The following is a 19,616-nucleotide window of genomic DNA, read 5'->3' as shown; positions in this document are numbered from 1 at the left end:
CCGATCACGACGATGAACGAGGTACGGACTTCATGAACGACCAGCACGAACACGGAGCGCTCGGCGACGCCGAGTACGCGGAGTTCATGGAGCTCGCCGCCGAGGAGGGCTTCGACGCCGAGGACATCGAGGAGGCCCTCGACGAGGCCGGCCACGGCCCGCTCCCGGCCCTCGCCGTCGTCGGCCGCCCCAATGTCGGCAAGTCGACCCTGGTGAACCGCATCATCGGCCGCCGTGAGGCCGTCGTCCAGGACAAGCCCGGCGTCACCCGCGACCGCGTCACCTACGAGGCCGAGTGGGCCGGCCGCCGCTTCAAGGTCGTCGACACCGGCGGCTGGGAGCAGGACGTCCTCGGGCTCGACGCCTCCGTCGCGGCCCAGGCCGAGTTCGCCATCGAGGCCGCCGACGCCGTCGTCTTCGTCGTCGACGCCACCGTGGGCGCCACCGACACCGACGAGGCCGTCGTCCGGCTCCTGCGCCGGGCCGGCAAGCCCGTCGTGCTCGCCGCGAACAAGGTCGACGGCATGTCCGGCGAGTCCGACGCGGCGGCCCTGTGGTCGCTGGGCCTGGGCGAGCCGTTCCCCATCTCCGCGCTGCACGGCCGCGGCACCGGCGACCTGCTGGACGAGATCCTCAAGGCCCTGCCCGAGGCCCCCGCCCAGCGCTTCGGCACCACGGTCGGCGGCCCGCGCCGCATCGCCCTCATCGGCCGCCCCAACGTCGGCAAGTCCTCGCTCCTGAACCAGGTCGCGAAGGAGGACCGGGTCGTCGTCAACGCGCAGTCCGGCACCACCCGCGACCCGGTCGACGAGCTCATCGAACTCGGCGGCATCACCTGGAAGTTCATCGACACGGCGGGCATCCGCCGCCGCGTCCACCTCCAGGAGGGCGCCGACTACTACGCCTCGCTGCGTACCGCCGCCGCCGTCGAGAAGGCGGAGGTCGCGGTCGTCCTCATCGACACCAGCGAGTCGATCTCCGTACAGGACCAGCGGATCATCACGATGGCCGTCGACGCGGGGCGCGCCCTGGTCATCGCGTACAACAAGTGGGACACCCTCGACGAGGAGCGGCGCTACTACCTGGAGCGCGAGATCGAGACCGAGATGCAGCAGGTCGCCTGGGCGCCCCGCGTCAACGTCTCCGCGCTGACCGGCCGCCACATGGAGAAGCTGGTCCCGGCGATCGAGACCGCGCTCGCGGGCTGGGAGACCCGGGTCCCCACCGGCCGCCTCAACGCCTTCCTCGGCGAGCTCGTCGCCGGGCACCCGCACCCGATCCGCGGCGGAAAGCAGCCGCGCATCCTCTTCGGCACGCAGGCGGGCACCAAGCCGCCGCGGTTCGTCCTGTTCGCCTCCGGCTTCATCGAGGCCGGCTACCGGCGCTTCATCGAGCGCCGGCTGCGCGAGGAGTTCGGCTTCGAGGGCACCCCGATCCACATCTCGGTGCGGGTGCGCGAGAAGCGCGGCCGTAAGAAGTAACTCCCCCACGGGGAGCCCGCGGGGGAGTCGCTCCCTCGCGGGAGAGGTCTCACAGCCCCCTGCGGGGGCCGGGCGGCAGTGCCGCCGGGAGCTGGTGCTGCCCGGTGTGCTGCCGCCCGTTCGCGTTCATCGCGGGGTGCACATGCCAGTTCCCGGCGTACGTCGCCGGGAAGTGCTGCGTCTGGTGGCCGGACTGCTGGCCGGTGCGGACGGCGTGCATCCCCGACCCGAACCCGCTCAGTGTGCCGAACCCGGTGAACCCGAGGTTCTCCTCGCCGGACCGGTCGCCGGGGAGGGCTCGGAAGGACCGGCGGTACTCCGAGTACAACGCGTCGTAGATCGGCGTGGGGGAGTGGGCGCCCGCGTCGCCCGAGGGGCGCATGGCGGGGATCGGGGACTGGTACGGGCGGGAGGGGTCGTATGTGTGCACGTATGTGCCAACGACCCCGTGGGGCCGGGGATGCGGGGTGTTCCCGCTTATCGGTAGCGCGGGCCGGGACGCCCCACGCCCCTCGGGTGCCCGCCCCGGCCGGGCGGGACGGGCACGGCGGGACCGCTCAGGTGCCCGCAAGCGGCATCGCCGCGGCCACCAGGCGGCCGTCGGCCGCCGCCTTCTCCAGGGCGTCCCGGAGCAGGTCCTCGCGCGGCTGCTGGCCGATCATGCCGACCGGGGCCGCGAAGACCAGGACGCGCTGGAACTTGTTGGCGGCCGCGCGCCAGCCCTCCGTCACCTGGAGGGGCTGGTGGGCCTGCCACCACGACACCGAACTGCCGGCGCCGCCGGTGCCGGGCTGGAGGACCGCGTGGAGCTGGCCCATCGCGAGCAGCACGGACCAGCCCGGAAGCACCGAGGGCAGCCGGGCCACGTCGGTGACCGGCACGAAGCCCTGCTCGATGAGGAGCGGCAGGAATTCGTCGGTGGTGCCGCCCGAGCCGGGCCGGGCGATCGGGCCCGTCGGCTCGACGACGAGCGCCGGGTGCAGATCGCCCTCGATCAGCACCAGACCGCTGGTGATGCCGAGCACGGCCTGCCCGGGGTCGGCGCCGGCCGGCTCCTCGCCGGTGATGGAGCGTACGGCCCCCTGAAGCTGCTCCTCGGCGACCTGGACGACCTGGGAGGGGATGCAGCTGGCGTGGGCGAAGGCGAGGACGGCGGTCTCCTCGCCGACGAACAGGACGGTGCTGGTGCGCTCCTGCTCGGAGTCGCCCGGCGTGCGACAGGAGGTGCAGTCATAGCTGCCCGGGGCGTTCTCGCCGGCGAGCAGCCGCTCGGCTTCTTCGTCGCCGATCTCGGCGCGGACGTCCTCACTGACGTCGAGCATGCGCGGCACGGGTGGCTCCTAGGAACTGAGTGGATGCGCCGGGCGGTTCCCGGCTTCTCTCGTACAGACGACAACGGGTGATCTGCGGCCTGAGTCACGCGCGGAGGCGAACGGAATCGAACCGTCACCGGCGGAGGGTGAACGCACCCCGGAGCCTTCACTTTCCGTCAACACGTCCAAGATCCGCGGAAGTTGGGGTGGGGACGCGCAGGGGCCGGTCGCGTGCGGTCCCGGTGCCCGAGGGCCGCCGCAGCGGGCCGCGTCCCGGCGGGCCGGCCGACGGTGATCGGCTCGCGGTACGGGGGAGGAGCAAGCCAAGTAGAGTCCGTTGTGACCGAAGGCTTTCGGTCCCGACCGAACCGACCGGCCAAATGATCAAGTGGATGATCGACCGATCGAACGACCGAGGGGACGCGTGGCGCATGCACCTTTCATTTCTGCTGCACAACGCGTACAGCCTGGGCGGCACCATACGGTCCACCTTCAACCTCGCCGGTGAGCTGGCCAAGCGGCACGACGTCGAGATCGTCTCCGTCTTCCGCCACCACGACGAACCCACCCTCGCGGCCCCCGAAGGCGTCCGCCTCAGGCACCTCGTCGACCTCCGGAAGGACAGCCCCGGATACGACGGCGACCACCCCCAGCACGGCCGCCCGGCCAAGGTCTTCCCCCGCGGCGACGGCCGCCACAGCCAGTACAGCCGCCTCACCGACGCCCGCATCGGCGCCCATCTGGAGACGACCCGCGCGGACGTCGTCATCGGCACCCGGCCCGGCCTCAACGCGCACATCGCGCGCGCCACCCGGCCCGGCGTCGTCCGCGTCGGCCAGGAGCACCTGACCCTCACCGGGCACAGCTACCGGCTGCGCAGCGAGATAACCCACTGCTACCCCCTGCTCGACGCGATCACCACGGTCACCCGGGCCGACGCCGAGGCCTACCGGGAGCTGCGGCTGCCCGGCGTCCGCGTCGACGCGGTACCGAATTCGGTGCCCGCACCCCGGGTGGAACCGGCCTCGGGCGAGAGCAAACTGGTGGTGGCGGCCGGGCGGCTCACCCCGGTCAAGCGGTACGACCTGCTGGTGCGGGCCTTCGCGCAGGTGGTCGCCGTACGGCCGGACTGGCGGCTGCGCATTCACGGTTCCGGCGACGCCTTCGGGAACGAACGCGACACCTTGCGCAACCTCATCGACGATCTCGGCCTCTACAACCATGTGTTCCTCATGGGCCTGGCAGGCGATCTCGAGACCGAGTGGGTCAAGGGCTCCCTCGCGGCCGTCACCTCCAGCCACGAGTCCTTCGGCATGACCATCGTCGAGGCGATGCGCTGCGGCCTGCCGGTGGTGTCCACGGACTGCCCTCAGGGACCACGCGAAATCATCGACGACACCGTGGACGGCCGGCTCGTCGAGACCGGCAACGCCGACGCGGTGGCCGCCGGGCTGCTCGAACTGATCCAGGACGACGAACTGCGCCACCGCATGGCCAAGGCGGCCCTGGCGAACTCCGAGCGGTTCGACCCGGCCAGGATCGCCGAACGCCACGAGGCGATCTTCGACGAGCTGTGTGCCCGCGGCGCCGGCAGCCGCTCCGCCGGGGCGCTGCGCGGCTCGGTGCACCGGGCCCGCGGCAGCGTCCTCGACGGGGCGTACGCCCTGCGCCACAAGGCCGCCTCCGTGCTCCGGAAAGGGCAGACCCCATGACCACCACCGCCGAGTCACCGGACACCGGCAGGTCGGCCGCGCCGCGCGCCGACTGCATAGCCGACTCCGCGGGCGGCCTGACCTTCGACGTCACCGCGGCCGGCCGGCCGGGTGCCGCGCTCGTCCTGCGCCGGCGCGGTGCGCATCCCGGCGCCGATGTGCGGCTTCCGCTGACCCCGGCCGCCGAGGGCCTGCTGCGGGCCGTGCTGCCGAGCACGGTCGAACTCGCCGAGGGCACCTGGGAGGCGTATCTGGGCGACGGGGACGACAGCGAACAGCGCCTGGAGCCCGGCCTGCGGGACCTGCGCGCGCTCGTCGACCGGGAGCCGGGACCGGACGCCGACGGGGTCGCCGTGCGCATCCCGCACGCCGACCGCTCGGGCGGCTTGGTCGTGCGGAGCTGGCTGCGCAGGCCGCACGCCGAGACCGGAACGATCGGCCTGGACGCGGGCGCCGTTACCGTCCACGGGCGGCTGTACGGAGCGGAGCTCGGCCCCGGTGCGACCGTCGAGGCGCGGCTTCGGGGCTCGGGCGGCCGCGTCCACCGGGTCGCGGCGAGCGCCGAGGCCGGCGGCTTCACCTTCACGCTGCCCTGCGCTCCGCTCGCCGACGGTCTCGACGCCAAGGAGTGGCTCTGGGACCTGTGGCTGATCACCGGCGCCGGCGGTCCGGCGGTACGCCTGGCCCGCATCCTGGACGACGTCCCGCTCAAGCAGGCGATCTTCGTCTACCCGGGTGCGAAGGCGGGGCCGGCGGTGGTGCGCCCGTACTACACGGGCGCCAACGACCTGAGCGTCCGGGCCGACGCGGCGAGGGGCTGAACCGGGCGGAGCTGAGCCGGGCGGGGCCCGGCCGGGTTCATCGGGTCCCGGGTCCCGGCTCGTCCCCGGACGGCACGGCCACCGGCTCCTGCGGCTGTTCCACGTCGTCGCGGAACGGCGCGAACTCGGGGTGGTGCAGATCGAACGCCGGGGACTCGGTGCGGATGCGCGGCAGGGTCACGAAGTTGTGCCGCGGCGGCGGGCAGGACGTCGCCCACTCCAGCGAGCGGCCGAACCCCCACGGGTCGTCGACCTCCACTTTCTTGCCGTACTTCGCCGTCTTCCAGACGTTGTAGAGGAACGGCAGGGTGGACAGGCCGAGCAGGAACGCGCCGATCGAGGAGATCGTGTTGAGCACCGTGAAGCCGTCCGCCGCCAGATAGTCCGCGTACCGGCGGGGCATGCCCTGCGCGCCCAGCCAGTGCTGGACCAGGAACGTCGTGTGGAAGCCGACGAACAGCGTCCAGAAGTGCAGCTTGCCGAGCCGCTCGTCGAGCATCCGGCCGGTCAGCTTCGGCCACCAGAAGGCGAAGCCGCCGAAGGTCGCGAAGACCACCGTGCCGAACACCACGTAGTGGAAGTGGGCCACCACGAAGTACGAGTCGGTGACGTGGAAGTCCAGCGGCGGCGAGGCCAGGATGACGCCGGTCAGCCCGCCGAACAGGAAGCTCACCAGGAAGCCGACCGCCCACAGCATCGGGGTCTCGAAGCTCAGGGAGCCCCTCAGCATGGTGCCGGTCCAGTTGAAGAACTTCACGCCCGTCGGCACCGCGATCAGGAACGACATGAACGAGAAGAAGGGCAGCAGCACCGCGCCGGTCGCGAACATGTGGTGGGCCCACACCACGATCGACAGCCCGGTGATGGCCGCCGTCGCCCCGATCAGGGCCGTGTAGCCGAAGATCGGCTTGCGCGAGAACACCGGGATGATCTCCGTGATGATGCCGAAGAACGGCAGCGCGATGATGTAGACCTCGGGATGGCCGAAGAACCAGAAGAGGTGTTGCCACAGCAGCGCGCCCCCGTTCTGCGCCTCGAAGACGACCGAGCCGAATCGGCGGTCCGCCTCCAGCACGAGCAGCGCCGCCGCGAGCACCGGGAACGCGATGAGCACCAGGATCGAGGTGAACAGGACGTTCCAGGTGAAGACCGGCATCCGGAACATCGTCATCCCGGGCGCGCGCATGCCGATGATGGTGGTCACGAAGTTGACCGCGCCGAGGATGGTGCCGAAGCCGGAGAGCGCGAGCCCCATGATCCACAGGTCGGCCCCGGCGCCGGGGGAGCGGGTCAGTGAGTTGAGCGGGGCGTAGGCGAACCAGCCGAAGCTCGCGGGCCCGGTCGGCAGCAGCACCGAGCCGAGCACGATCAGGCCGCCGAACAGGAACAGCCAGTACGCGAGCATGTTCAGCCGCGGGAAGGCCACGTCGGGGGAGCCGATCTGCAACGGCATGATCGCGTTGGCGAAGCCGGCGAAGGTCGGCGTCGCGAAGAGCAGCAGCATGATCGTGCCGTGCAGCGTGAAGAGCTGGTTGTACTCCTCGTTGGTCATGAGCTGGAGCCCGGGCCGGGCCAGTTCGGCCCGCATCAGCAGGGCCATCACGCCGGCGATCAGGAAGAAGACGAACGAGGTGATCAGGTAGAGGTGCCCGATCTTCTTGTGGTCGGTGGTGGTCAGCCAGGCCACGACCACCGCGCCCGGCCGGCCGGGCCGCGCGGGCTTCGCCGCCGGGGTCACCGTCTCCGTACCCATCGCACCCCCACAGGTGTCAGGCGTCAGGCCAGGGGCCATGATGCTCGTCGTCCGGGTCGGCGCGACAGAGGGCGTGCGGCATCCGGCCGCACGGCGCCCGGGGCACCGGCCATGGCGTCACACGTAGGGATTGTGTAAGGGTGCGGTGAATTCCCCACGGTTCGTCAATTGTGCCCGGAGGCCTTCCGGCTGGGAATTGTCTCGGGCTCCCGGTCATGAATTGCGGCAATTCAAGGAATGCGTTCGCGTGGCTGGAAACGCGATGTGCGATAACTGGGCAAGCGGCCAGGAACTGCCCGTACGAGTGACGGAGTTCGAGGCAAACCCGAGTCCCGATCCTGTGACAGAAGTGTGACTGGTGAGGCACCGGGGGCGGACAACGAGGGGGTTCCCGCCGGGCTCCCGGCCGGCCCCGACCCCCGCTTCCGTCCGCGCGGCGGGCCGCCTACGGTGGGGTGCATGGCACCCGTACCGTCCCACTCCGCCCATCCCGACGACGCCCCCGAGTCCTACGTCGGCCTCGACGCCGAGGCCGCCGAGCGGCTGGCCCGATCACGTGGCTGGACCACCGTGAGGTCGCTGCCGCCGGGCTCGATCATCACCATGGAGTATCTGGCGGGCCGGCTGAACTTCGAGGTCGAGAACGGCACCGTGCGGCGCTGCTGGCACGGCTGAGCCACGCCGCTCGCCCGGGGACCCGGCGCGGCACGACGAAGGCCCCCGGCGGCTGCCGGGGGCCTTCGTCGTGCCGCGTGCGTACGTGCGTCTGCGCGCCGGGGCCGTCAGCCGCCCAGGGGGCGGGCCGGGGCGGTGCGCGGCGAGCGCTCGGCGTGCGGGGAGCGACGGGTGCCCGGGGGGACGACCGGGGGCCGCTCGGAGCGGGCCGGCTGGTGGGGGCGGGCCGGGAGCGGCCTGCCGGGCCCGCGCGAGCCGGCCGCCGCGCCGACCGGCTCGCGCACCAGTGCGTCGTCCGCGTCGTGGCCGCGCTGCGGCACCATCGCGGGCGCCACGGGGGCGGGCACCGGGACCGGGACGCTCGCGCCGCGGGTCCGCCGGCGCTCGCGCACCTTCTCGCGGACCGCGAACACGAAGGCCTCGGCGCGGGCGATCAGCGGCTCGACCCAGGGCAGGGCGAGCAGGATGAGCAGCCCGGCCGCCCAGCCGAGGAGCACATCGCTCACCCAGTGGGTGCCCAGGTAGACGGTGGTCGCCCCGACTCCCAGGGCGACCATGGCCGAGATGACCGACAGCCAGCGTCTGGCCCGGGGCGTGGTGGCGAGGTAGGCGAGGATGCCCCAGGTCACGACCGCGTTGGCGGTGTGTCCGGAGGGAAATATGTCGCCGCCGGCGAAGAGCTCGGCGGACCCTATGTGCGTCGCGTAGTGCGGACCGAGCCTTCCGAGGCCGAGCTTGACCGCGCCGACCGTCATGTTGAGCAGCAGAAGGGCCGCCCCGAGGGTCAGGAGCGGCCGCAGTGTGTGCTGGCGCCAGGAGCGCCAGCCGAGCCAGGCCATGACCATGACCGCGGTCGGCCCGCGCTGGCCGAGGACCACGAAGTAGTCCAGGAAGGCGTGCAGTTGCGGCCACTGCTCGTACGGCCGGTACAGCATGACCTTCCAGTCCAGCTCGACGAGCCAGGACGAGGCCAGCACAGCGACGACGATGGCGAGGTAGAACGCCATCGTCGCGCCGAAGAGGACCACGCGGTGACGGCTCATCCGCGGGATCTCTATCTTCGGTGGCTCGGGCTCCCGGTCCAGGCGGGCGAAGATTCGGTCAGTACGCACTCAATCGACGTTACAGCGAGTGAGTGACGGCCCAGGCCGATCCGGGGTCTTTGTGATGACGATGTGATGTGGAGTATGTCTCACGCCCGCCTTTATTCCCGAGCCCCTTCGAATACCCCGGGCCCTTGTCCTCTATTCATTCGTCCCGCTTCCACAACGCCCGTTTGTTTCCGGTGGAATTGCGTTTGCCGGGCGGGTGAGGGGAATTCATCCTTCGGTCACCGGTCCGGTACGGAGCGTAAAGATCACTCGATGGGGGGATGGGGCGTGGCGCACACCACACCGCGGTCCGCCGGGACGTGAGAGGTGGGCCACGCGCCCCGGGGGCGAACTCGCGTACGCTGACGAATCACTCGCCCGTCGATGCCGGGCCCCAAGGACCCCGATCAGGGCTGGTCACTGGTCCACCGGGCCCACCGAGCGCGAGAGTGGTGACGGCACGGTCCGCCCCGGCGCAGCCGTCCCGGACCCGAAGGTCCGCAGTACTGGGAGGTACGTACATGACAGGGACGACCATGACCGGTGCGCGATCCCGTGCCCAGGCCGGCGGCGCCAACCGCTGGGTCATCCTCGTCGTCCTGTGCGTGAGCCTGCTCTTCGTGGCGCTCGACGCCACCGTCCTGCACGTCGCGATCCCCTCGGTCACCGAGGACCTGCGGCCGGGCTCCGTGGAACTCCTGTGGATCGTCGACGCCTACCCGCTGGTGTGCGCGGCCCTCCTCATCCTCTTCGGCACCCTCGGCGACCGGGTCGGCCGGCGACGGGTGCTGCTGCTCGGTTACGGGATCTTCGGCGCGGCCTCCGCGGTCGCCGCGCTCGCCGACTCGGCGCCGGTGCTCATCGCGGCCCGCGCGCTGCTCGGCATCGGCGGCGCGATGATCATGCCCGCCACCCTCTCGATCCTGCGCGTCGTCTTTCCCGACCGCCGCGAGCGGGCCACCGCCATCGGCATCTGGACGGCGGTCGCCGCGATCGGCGCCGCCACCGGGCCGGTGCTCGGCGGCTTCCTCGTCCAGCACTTCTGGTGGGGCTCGGTCTTCCTCGTCAACATCCCGCTGATGGCCCTGATACTTCCGCTCGGCCGGTGGCTCCTGCCCGAGTCCAAGGGCAGCTCCGACGGGCCCTGGGACGTGCTCGGCGCGCTGATGGCGGCCGGCGGCATACTCGCCGTGGTCTTCGGCGTGAAGCGGCTCGGCGCCGGAGCGGGTCCGCTCGACGGCCGCGCCCTGGCCACCCTCTGCATCGGTGCCGCCCTGCTCACCGTCTTCGTCCGCAGGCAGCGCCGTCGCACACACCCCCTGGTCGACATCCGGATGTTCTCCCGGCCCGCCTTCGCGACCTCGGTCGGCTGCATCATCGTCGCCATGCTGGCGCTCGTCGGCCTGGAGCTCATAGCGGTCCAGTACCTCCAGCTCGTCCTCGGGCTCTCCCCGCTCCAGACCGGTCTGCGCATGCTGCCGCTCACCTTCGCCGCGATGGCGGCCGGCGCGACCGGTTCGTACACGCTGCGCCGCCTCGGCCCGCGCCGCATGGTCTGTACGGGCTTCGTGCTGGTGGCGGTCGCCGTGCTGCTCCTGGTGCCGATGGGGCAGACCGACTGGCCGGCGCTGATGATCGTCTCGTTCGTGACGCTCGGCTTCGGGCTCCAGACCACCCTCTTCGCCGCCTATGAGTCGATGCTCAGCGAGGCCCCGCCCGAGCGGGCCGGCGGCGCGGCCGCCATCGGCGAGACCTCCTACCAACTCGGCGCGGGCATGGGCATCGCGCTGCTCGGCAGCGTCATGAACGCCGCCTACGCGCCCGGCCTCGCCTCCGTCGCCGGGGTCCCCGCCGCCGACTCGGCCGCCGCGTCCCACTCGCTCGGCGAGGCCTACGACGTCGCCTCCCGACTCGGCGGCCCCGCCGGTCAGGCGCTGCGCACCGCGGCCCGCGACTCCTTCGTGCACGGGGTGCACGTCACGCTGTTCGTCAGCGCCGCGCTGCTGCTCCTGGGCGCGGTGGCCGGGCTCCGGCTGCCGCGGATCATGGACTGCTCGGTGGCCGGGCAGGACCGGGACGCCGAGCCGGAGCCCGGGGCCGGGCCGGAGCAGGGCCGGGCGCGCCGGCTCGCCGTGAAGCTGCCCGCCCCGGCGCGGTCCTCCGATGTGGCGGCCGTGGAGTCTGGACGCACGGGACACTGACCCGTAACGTCAGCGCTCAGGTAATAACTATCACCGCTAGTTTTAGTTGAGCGAGAGCCGCGGAGGCGCCCTCATGTCCGCTCCTTCCTCCAAGCTGCCCCCCTTCGACCCGGCCGACCCGCTCGGCATCGACGACCTGCTGAGCCCCGAGGACCTCGCGATCCGCGACACCGTCCGCTCCTGGGCCGCCGACCGGGTCCTGCCGCACATCGCCGAGTGGTACGAGAAGGGCGAACTGCCCGGCATCCGCGAACTGGCCCGCGAACTCGGCTCGATCGGCGCGCTCGGCATGTCCCTGACGGGTTACGGCTGCGCGGGTGCCACCGCCGTCCAGTACGGGCTCGCCTGTCTGGAGCTGGAGGCCGCGGACTCCGGCATCCGCTCGCTCGTCTCCGTGCAGGGCTCCCTCGCCATGTACGCGATCTGGCGCTTCGGCTCCGAGGAGCAGAAGCGCCGCTGGCTGCCGGGCATGGCGGCGGGCGAGATCATCGGCTGCTTCGGCCTGACCGAGCCCGACCACGGCTCTGATCCGGCCGGCATGCGCACCTACGCCAAGAAGGACGGCGCCGACTGGGTGCTGAACGGCCGCAAGATGTGGATCACCAACGGTTCGGTGGCGGGCGTCGCGGTCGTGTGGGCGCAGACCGACGACGGCATCCGCGGCTTCGCCGTGCCGACCGACACCCCCGGCTTCTCGGCGCCCGAGATCAAGCACAAGTGGTCCCTGCGGGCCAGCGTCACCAGCGAGCTGGTCATGGACGAGGTGCGGCTGCCCGCCGACGCCGTACTCCCCGGCGTGACCGGTCTCAAGGGTCCGCTCAGCTGTCTCTCGCACGCGCGGTACGGCATCGTCTGGGGCGCGATGGGCGCGGCCCGGGCCTCGTTCGAGTCGGCGGTCGACTACGCCAAGAGCCGCGAACAGTTCGGCAGGCCCATCGGCGGCTTCCAGCTCACCCAGGCCAAGCTCGCCGACATGGCCCTCGAACTGCACAAGGGGATCCTGCTCGCCCACCATCTGGGGCGCCGCATGGACGCGGGACGGCTGCGTCCCGAACAGGTCAGCTTCGGCAAGCTCAACAACGTGCGCGAGGCGATCGAGATCTGCCGCACCTCGCGCACCATCCTCGGCGCGAACGGGATTTCGCTGGAGTACCCGGTGATGCGGCACGCCACCAACCTGGAATCGGTGCTCACCTACGAGGGCACCGTGGAGATGCACCAGCTGGTGCTGGGCAAGGCGCTCACCGGGCTCGACGCGCTCCGCTAGGGACGTCCGGGCCGAAAGCGCCGCGCTCGGCGCCCCTCGCCGCGGTCCGCGGGGTGCGCCGCGGACCGGGCCCTCGGCGACAACTCACCGCGGTTCAGCTCTGGTTGAAGAAGCCGCCGGTCTGACGGCCGGCGGTCTCGCCGTTCACGATCTCGGTGTCGGCGGGGGTCAGCAGGAACACTCTCGTCGCCACCCGCTCGATGGAGCCGCGCAGACCGAAGGTGAGACCGGCCGCGAAGTCGACCACGCGCTTGGCGTCACCGGCGTCCATCGCCGTGAGGTTGACGATGACCGGGACGCCCTCGCGGAACAGCTCGCCGATGCCGCGCGCGTCCCGGAAGCCGTCCGGAGTGACGGTGGCGATCCGGCGGCCCTGCTCCTCGGCGGTCTCGGAGGCCACCCGCACCCGCGGGTCGGTCACCCAGGCCTCGCCGGGCTCGGCGGCACCCCCGGTGTACTCGTCGTCGTAGTAGCGGTCGTCGTTGTCCTCGACAAGCCCCAGCCAGGCACTGGCCTTGCGCACCGATCCCATGGACGCCTCCTCTCACTGCGGTCTGCTTCTTGGCTCTTCTTCAGTTCCCTATCCCTATGGTCGTCCATGATGCGGATACCGCGCCAAGTGGATAGTCGCCGCGCAGGTGATTCGTGACGGTACTGGCACAGATCATGTGGCGATTCGTCAGCAATCTTCTGGGATAGGCCCGGTACGCGACACCCGGCGTAACAAAATTATGAATGTCCCTCCACATGAGTGACACAGGGGTCGTACGGGTGAACGGACGGCTCGACAGGATGCGTGCCGCACTGAAGAACGATGTCTGGTGGGGGTGCCCCCCTTCGGGCGCCCCAATCCTGACGGAGACTCAGCTCACTTCTGCCTCCGGCGCCCGCGCGCGAGCCGCCGGGGTGGTGAACCAACTCCCGCCCGCCGTCACGCCCTTCCGGCGGAGCCGGTGGAACGCACCATCCGCACCACCCGACCCGGGCGCGCGGATCCGCGCCGAGCCCGGACGGTAGGCACCCTTGCGCGGCCGGGCCGGGCGCCCCAATACTCCTCCGCAGCGCTTGTCAGGAGCACGGCTGGGCGTCTCGTCGCGCTGCCGTCCTCCCCGGCTGCGCCTCACGGGGTCCCCCCTGTTACCGGGCCCCTCGATTCCCCTCGGGAGGAAAAGAAGTGAGGATCAAGCGCACCACCCCCACATCCCCCACCACTCTCGCGAGACGCACCAGGCTCGCGGCCGTCGCCACCGGTCTGCTCGCCGCCGTGGCCATCGCCATCCCCAACGCCAACGCCACCCCGACGCGCACCTTCGACGCGGCGGCGCTCAACGCCGCCAGTGACGCCGTGCGCGTCGCGGACGTCGCCGGCACCGCCTGGGGCGTGGACAGCGCGACCGGCAAGGTCGTCGTCACCGCCGACTCGACCGTCTCGGCCGCCGACCTCGCCAAGATCAGACACGAGGCCGGGGCCAACGCGGGCGCGATACGCGTCGAGCGCACCCCGGGCAAGTTCACCAAGCTGCTCTCCGGCGGCGACGCCATCTACACCACGAGCTGGCGCTGCTCCCTCGGCTTCAACGTCAGGAAGGGCTCCACCTACTACTTCCTGACGGCGGGTCACTGCACCGAGGGCTACCCGAACTACTACACCAGCTCCTCGCACTCGACGAGCATCGGCCCGACGGTCGGCACCAGCTTCCCGGGCAACGACTACGGCCTCGTGCAGTACACCAACACCTCGCTCGCGCACCCCAGCGCCGTCGGCAGCCAGCCCATCACCAGCGCCGCCAACCCGACGGTCGGCCAGACCGTCACCCGGCGCGGCTCGACCACCGGCATCCACAGCGGCAAGGTCACCGCGCTCAACCAGACGGTCAACTACGGCAGCGGCGACGTCGTCTCCGGCCTCATCAGGACCACCGTGTGCGCCGAACCCGGCGACTCCGGCGGTCCGCTCTACGCCGGCTCCACCGCGCTCGGGCTCACCTCGGGCGGCAGCGGCAACTGCTCCTCCGGCGGTACGACGTTCTTCCAGCCCGTGGTCGAGGCCATGAACGCCTATGGCGTGACCCTGTTCTGATTCGGCATCACCCCACGGCGGCGGCCGCCCGCCGGCCCGAGCCCCCGTCCACCAGCAACCGGACGGGGGCTTCCGGCTGGACGTGATGCGCTGTTTTGAGAGGATGTGCTGGGGGCGGGACGGAACACCGGTCCGCCGGTGACCGGAACCGGACACGCGGGGTGAGACGCAGTGAAGCGCATCGGAGTGACCGGTCACCGGGACATCCCGCCCGACGCCTTCGAGGAGATCCGCGACCGGCTGCGCGCGGTGCTGTGCGGCCACGACGGCTCGCTCGAGGCGCTGTCCAGCCTCGCCACCGGGGCCGACCAGCTCTTCGCCTCGATCGCCCTGGACTGCGGGGCCGCCCTCACCGTGGTGATCCCGAGCGGCGACTACGAGACGGGCTTCGCGACCGCCGCGGAGCTGGCCCGCTACCGGGGCCTGAAACGCCGGGCGAGCCAGGAGGTCGCGCTCGACTACCCGCACTCCACCGACGAGGCCTACTACGCGGCCGGGGCCTACATCGCCGACCACTGCGACCGGCTCGTCGCGGTCTGGGACGGACTGCCGGCCCGGGGCCTCGGCGGCACCGGCGACATCGTCCAGTACGCCCGGGGCCTCGGCCGTCCCGTCACGGTCGTCTGGCGCGACGGCGCCCGGCGCGCCTGACCCGCGCGCCTCACCTCGGCGACCACGCACACGTCCCGCGCCACACCACCGGCCGCGCACTTGTCCCGCGCCACACCTCCGGCCGCGTACCTGTCCCGCGCCATACCTCCGCCCGCGCACTTGTCCCGCGCCATACCTCCGCCCGCGTACCTGTCCCGCGCCTCAACTGCGCAGCCGCGCAAGCCAGTCGGTGTGCTGGGGCGAGACGATGCGCTCGGTCTCGTACACGGCCTGCGGCCACTGCCGTTCGGTCACCATGTTCTCCATGGCCACATGCATCTCCATCAGGTCCTGCTCCACCAGCGAGTGCGCCGATATCAGCGGCTGGTGACGGCGGATCTCGCTCCAGGCGAGACAGGCCGCGGCAGCGGCCGAGAGCAGGCCCGCCATGTCCACCCTCCGCGCCACCGAGAAGGTCTGGAGGGTGGCGAAGACAAGGGCGAGCAGGGTGAGCAGCGTGATCGCCGTCGACCACAGCCGGGTGGCGCGCCGTGAGGTCTCCTGGCGGCGCCGGTACCAGTTGCGCTGCTCGATGAGCCGGTCCCGCACATAGGTCTCCTTGCGTACGGTGAACGACTTGCCCCGTAACTCCCGCATGCCGGGCGTCACCAGGCCCCCGGAGGCGAGCTCCCCCTCGTCCCGCGGGTCGCGCCAGCCCACCTTCTTCAGCTCGCGCAGCCCCTCCTCGACCCGGGCCACGAACAGGGCGTCCGGATCGGGGGCGTTGAGGTCGAAGGGGGCCCCGTGCACGGCATAGCGCCAGCACATCGACTTGATGAACTCGGCTGCGGAGCGGTTCAGTTGCCAGTGCGAGGCGGCATGGCGACGGGCCGCCCCGAAGCCGGCGAGCAGCACTCCGGCGTACGCGAGCGCACTCAGCGCGCTGAGCACCTGGAAGTCCCCGCTCAGACGCACCTCCGGCAGGGCCGCCGCGACCGCGCCGACGACGAGAAGGGAGAGCTGGATCCGGGTCAGCTTGAGCGCCGACTGCTGCCGGCCGATCGCCAGCGCGTCCGCGTGGTGGAAGAGGCCCGGCAGATCCGCGTTCCGGAAGACCATGCTCTGCAATGGGCCGGGAATCGCCGTCACATGCACCCCCGTCTGCGGTTTTGCTTTCATCCCTGCACCATGCGGCAGTTGTGCGCTCCCTTTGCGCACTCCTTACGCCGGTGGGGATGAGGGTAAAGTCGTCCTGCCGACACTGCAACGGTGCATGTGCCGGTGCCACTGTCCACGCGCGGTTATCACTCACCCCAGGGACGAACGTGAAAACCTCCGTAAACACAGCCTCATTCACCGCCGCGAAGAAGAACCGGGTCCCCCTGGCCGAACTGGCCTCACGGGACGCCGGCCAGGTCGCCGACAAAGCGCTCGACAGGGTGCTGCGCAGCCCGGACGGCCACCGGCCATCGGCGGTGTCCACCTTCAGCTCAGCGCTCTGACAAGCGTGTTGGGGCCCGCACCCGCCGGGCGTGCCCGGCGGGGAGCGGGGGGCCGACGGGACGGGCGAGGCCGCGCGGACAGCGGCCCGACAACTCCCGGACCGGACACCCGAATTCCCCTTTTCGCTAAACTGGCGAAATGACAGGACCCCTGGTCCCATTCCGCGAGATCGTTCTGAAAGTGCACAGCAGATGCGATCTTGCCTGCGATCACTGTTATGTGTACGAAGCCGCAGACCAGAGCTGGCGCGGTCGGCCCCGAACCGTCTCCGAACAGGTCATTACCGAGACCGCCCGACGACTTGCCGAGCACGCCGAAAAACACCGGATCCCCTCCGTTTCGGTGATTCTGCACGGCGGTGAACCCCTGCTCGCCGGGCCGGGGCGGCTGCGCCGCGTCTGCGAGGAGCTGACCGCCACCGTCACCCCCGTCGCCCGGCTCGATCTGCGCATCCACACCAACGGGGTGCTCCTCGCCCCGCGCTTCCTCGACCTGTTCGAGGAGTTCGGGGTGAAGGTCGGCATCTCGCTCGACGGCGACCGCGCCGCCAACGACCGCCACCGGCGCTACGCCGACGGCCGCAGCAGCCATCCCCAGGTGCTTGCCGCCGTGGCCCTGCTCCAACAGCCGCGCTACCGCCCGCTGTTCCTCGGTCTGCTCTGCACCGTCGACATCGCCAACGACCCGCTCGCCGTGCACGACGCACTGGTGGCACTCGACCCGCCCCGCATCGACTACCTGCTGCCGCACGCCACGTGGGAGAGCCCGCCGAAGCGGCCCGGCGGCGCGGCGAGCCCGTACGCCGACTGGCTGCTCGCCGTCTTCGACCGCTGGGACCGGCAGGGCCGCACCATCCCGGTGCGGCTCTTCGACTCGGTGCTCTCGACCCTGCGGGGAGGTCCGAGCCTCACCGAGTCCCTGGGCCTGGCCCCCGCCGACATCGTCGTGGTGGAGACCGACGGCTCCCTGGAACAGGTCGACTCCCTGAAGTCGGCCTACGAAGGTGCCGCCGCCACCGGATTCTCCGTGTTCCGGGACGACTTCGACGCGGTCGCCGCCCACCCCGGCGTACGCGCCCGCCAGCGCGGTCTGCCCGGCGTCGGCGACCGGTGCCGCCGCTGCCCGGTCGTCCGATCCTGCGGCGGCGGCCACTACACCCACCGCTACGACGCCGAGCAGGGCTTCGACAACCCGTCGGTGTACTGCCCCGACCTGCTCGCCCTGGTGCGCGGCATCGAGGCCCGCACACCGATACCCGAGCTGCCCGACGCGGCTCAACTGGCCGACGCGGGGCTCGAGTTGAACCGTTCGCTGCTCGCCCGGCTGCACACGGCGCTCGACGGGCGGGGCGGGGCGCGATGGGCGCGGGCCTGGGAGCTCGCCACCCGCCTCGACGGCCCGGGCCTTGACCGGGTCCTCGCCGATCCATACGCCCGCCGCTGGCTGCTCGCGACGCTGGAGGCGCTGGAGGGGGCGCGCCCCGACGCGGTGACGACGGCCCATCGCCTCGCCGCGTACACGGTCGCCGCGGCCGTGCACGACGGCGCGGAACTCACCCTCCCCGTGCCGTGGACCGGCGGCCGGCTCCACCTGCCGACCCTGGGCGAACTCCGCCCGCCCGTCCCCGCCCCCCGGGGCGTGGCCGAGGTCACCGTCGCGGACCACGGCTTCACGGTCCGGCACGCCGGGGCCGAGCACCACATCGGCCGCCCCGCCCAACCCGGCCCGTATTGGCGGCCGTTGACCCGGATCGACGGCATGGTCCTGGACGACCTCGACCCGTACCGCGACTGCTTCGAAAGCCCCGTGCGGCCCCCGCTCGGGCCGCGCGCGGCGGGGGAGTGGGGGCGCCGGGTGGCACGGGCCCGCGCACGGCTGGCCCGGAGCGTTCCGCACTACGCCCCGGCCGGGCTGCTCACCACGCTGACACCGCTCGCCGGGGCTGAGGGGCCCGAGGTGGGACGCCACGGCCCCGGTGCCCTCGGGCTGCCCCTCGACCTCGCGGACGGCCCGCTCGCCGTCGCCCTGCTGCGCGGGGGGCGCCGGGCGGAGCTGCGCGCCCTCCTGGACGTCGAGGACCTGTACGACATGGACGGCGCCTGGCGGCATCCGTCGCCGTGGGGGCCGCTCCCGGTCTCCCGGCTGCTCGCCGAGACCTATGAAGCGGTCGCGGTCGCCGCGTACGGCGGCGACGCGCCGACCCCGGCGGAGCTCGGCTCCGCGCTGGACGCCCTGGAGTCGGCGGCCGAACTCACCCTCGCCGGAAAGAGTCTGGTGCGGATGGTGCGCCAGGAGTGGAAAGAGGTATCGCGTGCCCGAGAACACCGCTGAGCACCCGGGGGAACACCCCGAGGGGGATGTGGCCGGCCAGCTGCGCGCCCTCGGGGTGCGGGAGGGCGGGATCCTCCTGGTACACGCCTCGCTGCGCGGCACCGGGCTGCGCAGCGCCGTGCTCCTGGACGCGCTGCGCACGGTGCTCGGGCCGGAGGGGACGCTGGTGGTCCCCGCGTTCACGCCCGAGAACTCCGACACCTCCCCGGCCCATCTGGCCCTGCTGCGCCAGGCCCCCGACCCGGTCGCCTTCCGGGCCGCGATGCCGCCCTTCGACCCCGACCACACCCCGTCGCCGGGGACGGGACGCCTGGCGGCGCGGGTCAGGACCAGCCCGGGGGCCGTCCGCAGCGACCATCCGCAGACCTCCTTCGCGGCGCTCGGGGCCCGGGCCGCCGAGCTGATGAAGGGCCACGCGCTCGACTGCCACTTCGGCGCGGAGTCCCCCCTGGCCAAACTGCTCGCGGCCGACGCCCAGGTCCTCCTCGTCAACGTGGGCTTCGCGGTGTGCTCCGCCTTCCACCACGCCGAGTACCTGCTCCCGGCTCCCAGCCGCACCTATCGCGCGGTGATCAGGGACGAGAGCGGCGCGGTCACCTGGTTCGAGTACCGGGACGCCGCGCTCGACGACAGCGACTTCGCCCGCATCGGCGCCGCGTTCCCCGCCGAGCACCTGCGCGGCGGCCCGCTGGGAAGCCGTGACGCGCTGCTCTTCCCGATCGGTGTGGCCGTCGAGCACGCGGCCGCCTGGATGGCGCGGGAACGGCGCTGACGGAGGACGGTGCGAGCGGGGGCCG

17 protein-coding genes are annotated in these 19,616 nt (G+C 71.9%); 11 read left to right on the top strand and 6 right to left on the bottom strand.

Translation table 11 applies throughout. The annotated features are described in order from the left end of the window. Window positions 1-32: 32 nt before the first annotated feature. The gene (der, locus tag N4G70_RS30415) at window positions 33-1,481 is read left to right on the top strand and encodes a ribosome biogenesis GTPase Der (RefSeq protein WP_261715975.1); all 1,449 of its coding nucleotides are present in this window, start codon (window positions 33-35) and stop codon (window positions 1,479-1,481) included. Window positions 1,482-1,530: 49 nt separating this feature from the next. Here der and N4G70_RS30410 read toward each other — a convergent pair whose 3' ends face one another. Further along, a complete protein-coding gene (locus N4G70_RS30410) occupies window positions 1,531-1,911 on the bottom strand; it encodes a hypothetical protein (protein ID WP_261715974.1) in 381 nt (126 codons plus the stop codon). A 127-nt stretch (window positions 1,912-2,038) separates the two neighbouring features. After that, complete coding sequence (locus N4G70_RS30405; RefSeq protein WP_261715973.1) at window positions 2,039-2,812, bottom strand: hypothetical protein; 774 nt, start codon at window positions 2,810-2,812, stop codon at window positions 2,039-2,041. 413 nt (window positions 2,813-3,225) lie between these two features. On the opposite strand from N4G70_RS30405, the gene N4G70_RS30400 reads away from it, so the two are divergent. Then, window positions 3,226-4,506, top strand: a complete 1,281-nt coding sequence (locus N4G70_RS30400; RefSeq protein ID WP_261715972.1) for a glycosyltransferase family 4 protein — start codon at window positions 3,226-3,228, stop codon at window positions 4,504-4,506. Further along, window positions 4,503-5,327, top strand: coding sequence for a hypothetical protein (locus N4G70_RS30395; protein WP_261715971.1), 825 nt, complete (start codon window positions 4,503-4,505; stop codon window positions 5,325-5,327). The genes N4G70_RS30400 and N4G70_RS30395 overlap by 4 nt, the downstream gene beginning before the upstream one ends. A 37-nt stretch (window positions 5,328-5,364) precedes the next feature. Here the strand turns inward: N4G70_RS30395 and ctaD are convergent, their stop codons facing one another. Beyond that, window positions 5,365-7,080 carry a cytochrome c oxidase subunit I gene (ctaD, locus tag N4G70_RS30390; RefSeq protein WP_261715970.1) on the bottom strand — a complete coding sequence of 572 codons (1,716 nt, stop codon included), beginning with the start codon at window positions 7,078-7,080 and terminating at the stop codon, window positions 5,365-5,367. Window positions 7,081-7,539: 459 nt separating this feature from the next. Here ctaD and N4G70_RS30385 point away from each other — a divergent pair, with 459 nt between their 5' ends. Continuing rightward, a complete protein-coding gene (locus N4G70_RS30385; RefSeq protein ID WP_261715969.1) occupies window positions 7,540-7,755 on the top strand; it encodes an I78 family peptidase inhibitor in 216 nt (71 codons plus the stop codon). Between the two features lie 107 nt (window positions 7,756-7,862). Here N4G70_RS30385 and N4G70_RS30380 read toward each other — a convergent pair whose 3' ends face one another. Next, on the bottom strand, window positions 7,863-8,867 hold the full coding sequence (locus tag N4G70_RS30380; RefSeq protein ID WP_261715968.1) for a phosphatase PAP2 family protein: 1,005 nt from the start codon (window positions 8,865-8,867) through the stop codon (window positions 7,863-7,865). Between the two features lie 500 nt (window positions 8,868-9,367). On the opposite strand from N4G70_RS30380, the gene N4G70_RS30375 reads away from it, so the two are divergent. Beyond that, a complete protein-coding gene (locus N4G70_RS30375; protein WP_261715967.1) occupies window positions 9,368-11,047 on the top strand; it encodes an MFS transporter in 1,680 nt (559 codons plus the stop codon). A gap of 73 nt (window positions 11,048-11,120) precedes the next feature. Next, on the top strand, window positions 11,121-12,314 hold the full coding sequence (locus N4G70_RS30370) for an acyl-CoA dehydrogenase family protein (RefSeq protein WP_261715966.1): 1,194 nt from the start codon (window positions 11,121-11,123) through the stop codon (window positions 12,312-12,314). Between the two features lie 94 nt (window positions 12,315-12,408). Here N4G70_RS30370 and N4G70_RS30365 read toward each other — a convergent pair whose 3' ends face one another. Then, entirely contained in the window at window positions 12,409-12,846 is a 438-nt protein-coding gene (locus tag N4G70_RS30365) for a cell division protein SepF (RefSeq protein WP_261715965.1), read from the bottom strand. 642 nt (window positions 12,847-13,488) lie between these two features. Between N4G70_RS30365 and N4G70_RS30360 the strand changes: the two genes are divergently transcribed. Together N4G70_RS30360 and N4G70_RS30355 are read left to right on the top strand one after the other, a co-directional pair. Beyond that, on the top strand, window positions 13,489-14,394 hold the full coding sequence (locus N4G70_RS30360; RefSeq protein ID WP_261715964.1) for a S1 family peptidase: 906 nt from the start codon (window positions 13,489-13,491) through the stop codon (window positions 14,392-14,394). A gap of 171 nt (window positions 14,395-14,565) precedes the next feature. Further along, a complete protein-coding gene (locus N4G70_RS30355) occupies window positions 14,566-15,045 on the top strand; it encodes a hypothetical protein (RefSeq protein WP_261715963.1) in 480 nt (159 codons plus the stop codon). Window positions 15,046-15,207: 162 nt separating this feature from the next. Here N4G70_RS30355 and N4G70_RS30350 read toward each other — a convergent pair whose 3' ends face one another. Further along, entirely contained in the window at window positions 15,208-16,104 is an 897-nt protein-coding gene (locus N4G70_RS30350) for a DUF4231 domain-containing protein (RefSeq protein ID WP_261716008.1), read from the bottom strand. Window positions 16,105-16,310: 206 nt separating this feature from the next. Here N4G70_RS30350 and N4G70_RS30345 point away from each other — a divergent pair, with 206 nt between their 5' ends. The 3 genes from N4G70_RS30345 (at window position 16,311) to N4G70_RS30335 (ending at window position 19,591) form a co-directional block, all read left to right on the top strand. After that, window positions 16,311-16,487, top strand: a complete 177-nt coding sequence (locus N4G70_RS30345; protein ID WP_261715962.1) for a hypothetical protein — start codon at window positions 16,311-16,313, stop codon at window positions 16,485-16,487. 139 nt (window positions 16,488-16,626) lie between these two features. After that, the gene (gene fxsBH / locus N4G70_RS30340; protein ID WP_261715961.1) at window positions 16,627-18,819 is read left to right on the top strand and encodes a radical SAM/SPASM protein FxsBH, inactivated beta-hydroxylase extension form; all 2,193 of its coding nucleotides are present in this window, start codon (window positions 16,627-16,629) and stop codon (window positions 18,817-18,819) included. Further along, a complete protein-coding gene (locus tag N4G70_RS30335; RefSeq protein ID WP_261715960.1) occupies window positions 18,800-19,591 on the top strand; it encodes an aminoglycoside N(3)-acetyltransferase in 792 nt (263 codons plus the stop codon). The genes fxsBH and N4G70_RS30335 overlap by 20 nt, the downstream gene beginning before the upstream one ends. Window positions 19,592-19,616 lie beyond the last annotated feature (25 nt).

The sequence above is a fragment of the Streptomyces sp. ASQP_92 genome (genome assembly GCF_025399895.1).
Lineage (GTDB): Bacteria > Actinomycetota > Actinomycetes > Streptomycetales > Streptomycetaceae > Streptomyces.
Note: the sequence above shows the minus strand (reverse complement) of the source record. Positions and strands in the feature narration are given on the sequence as shown.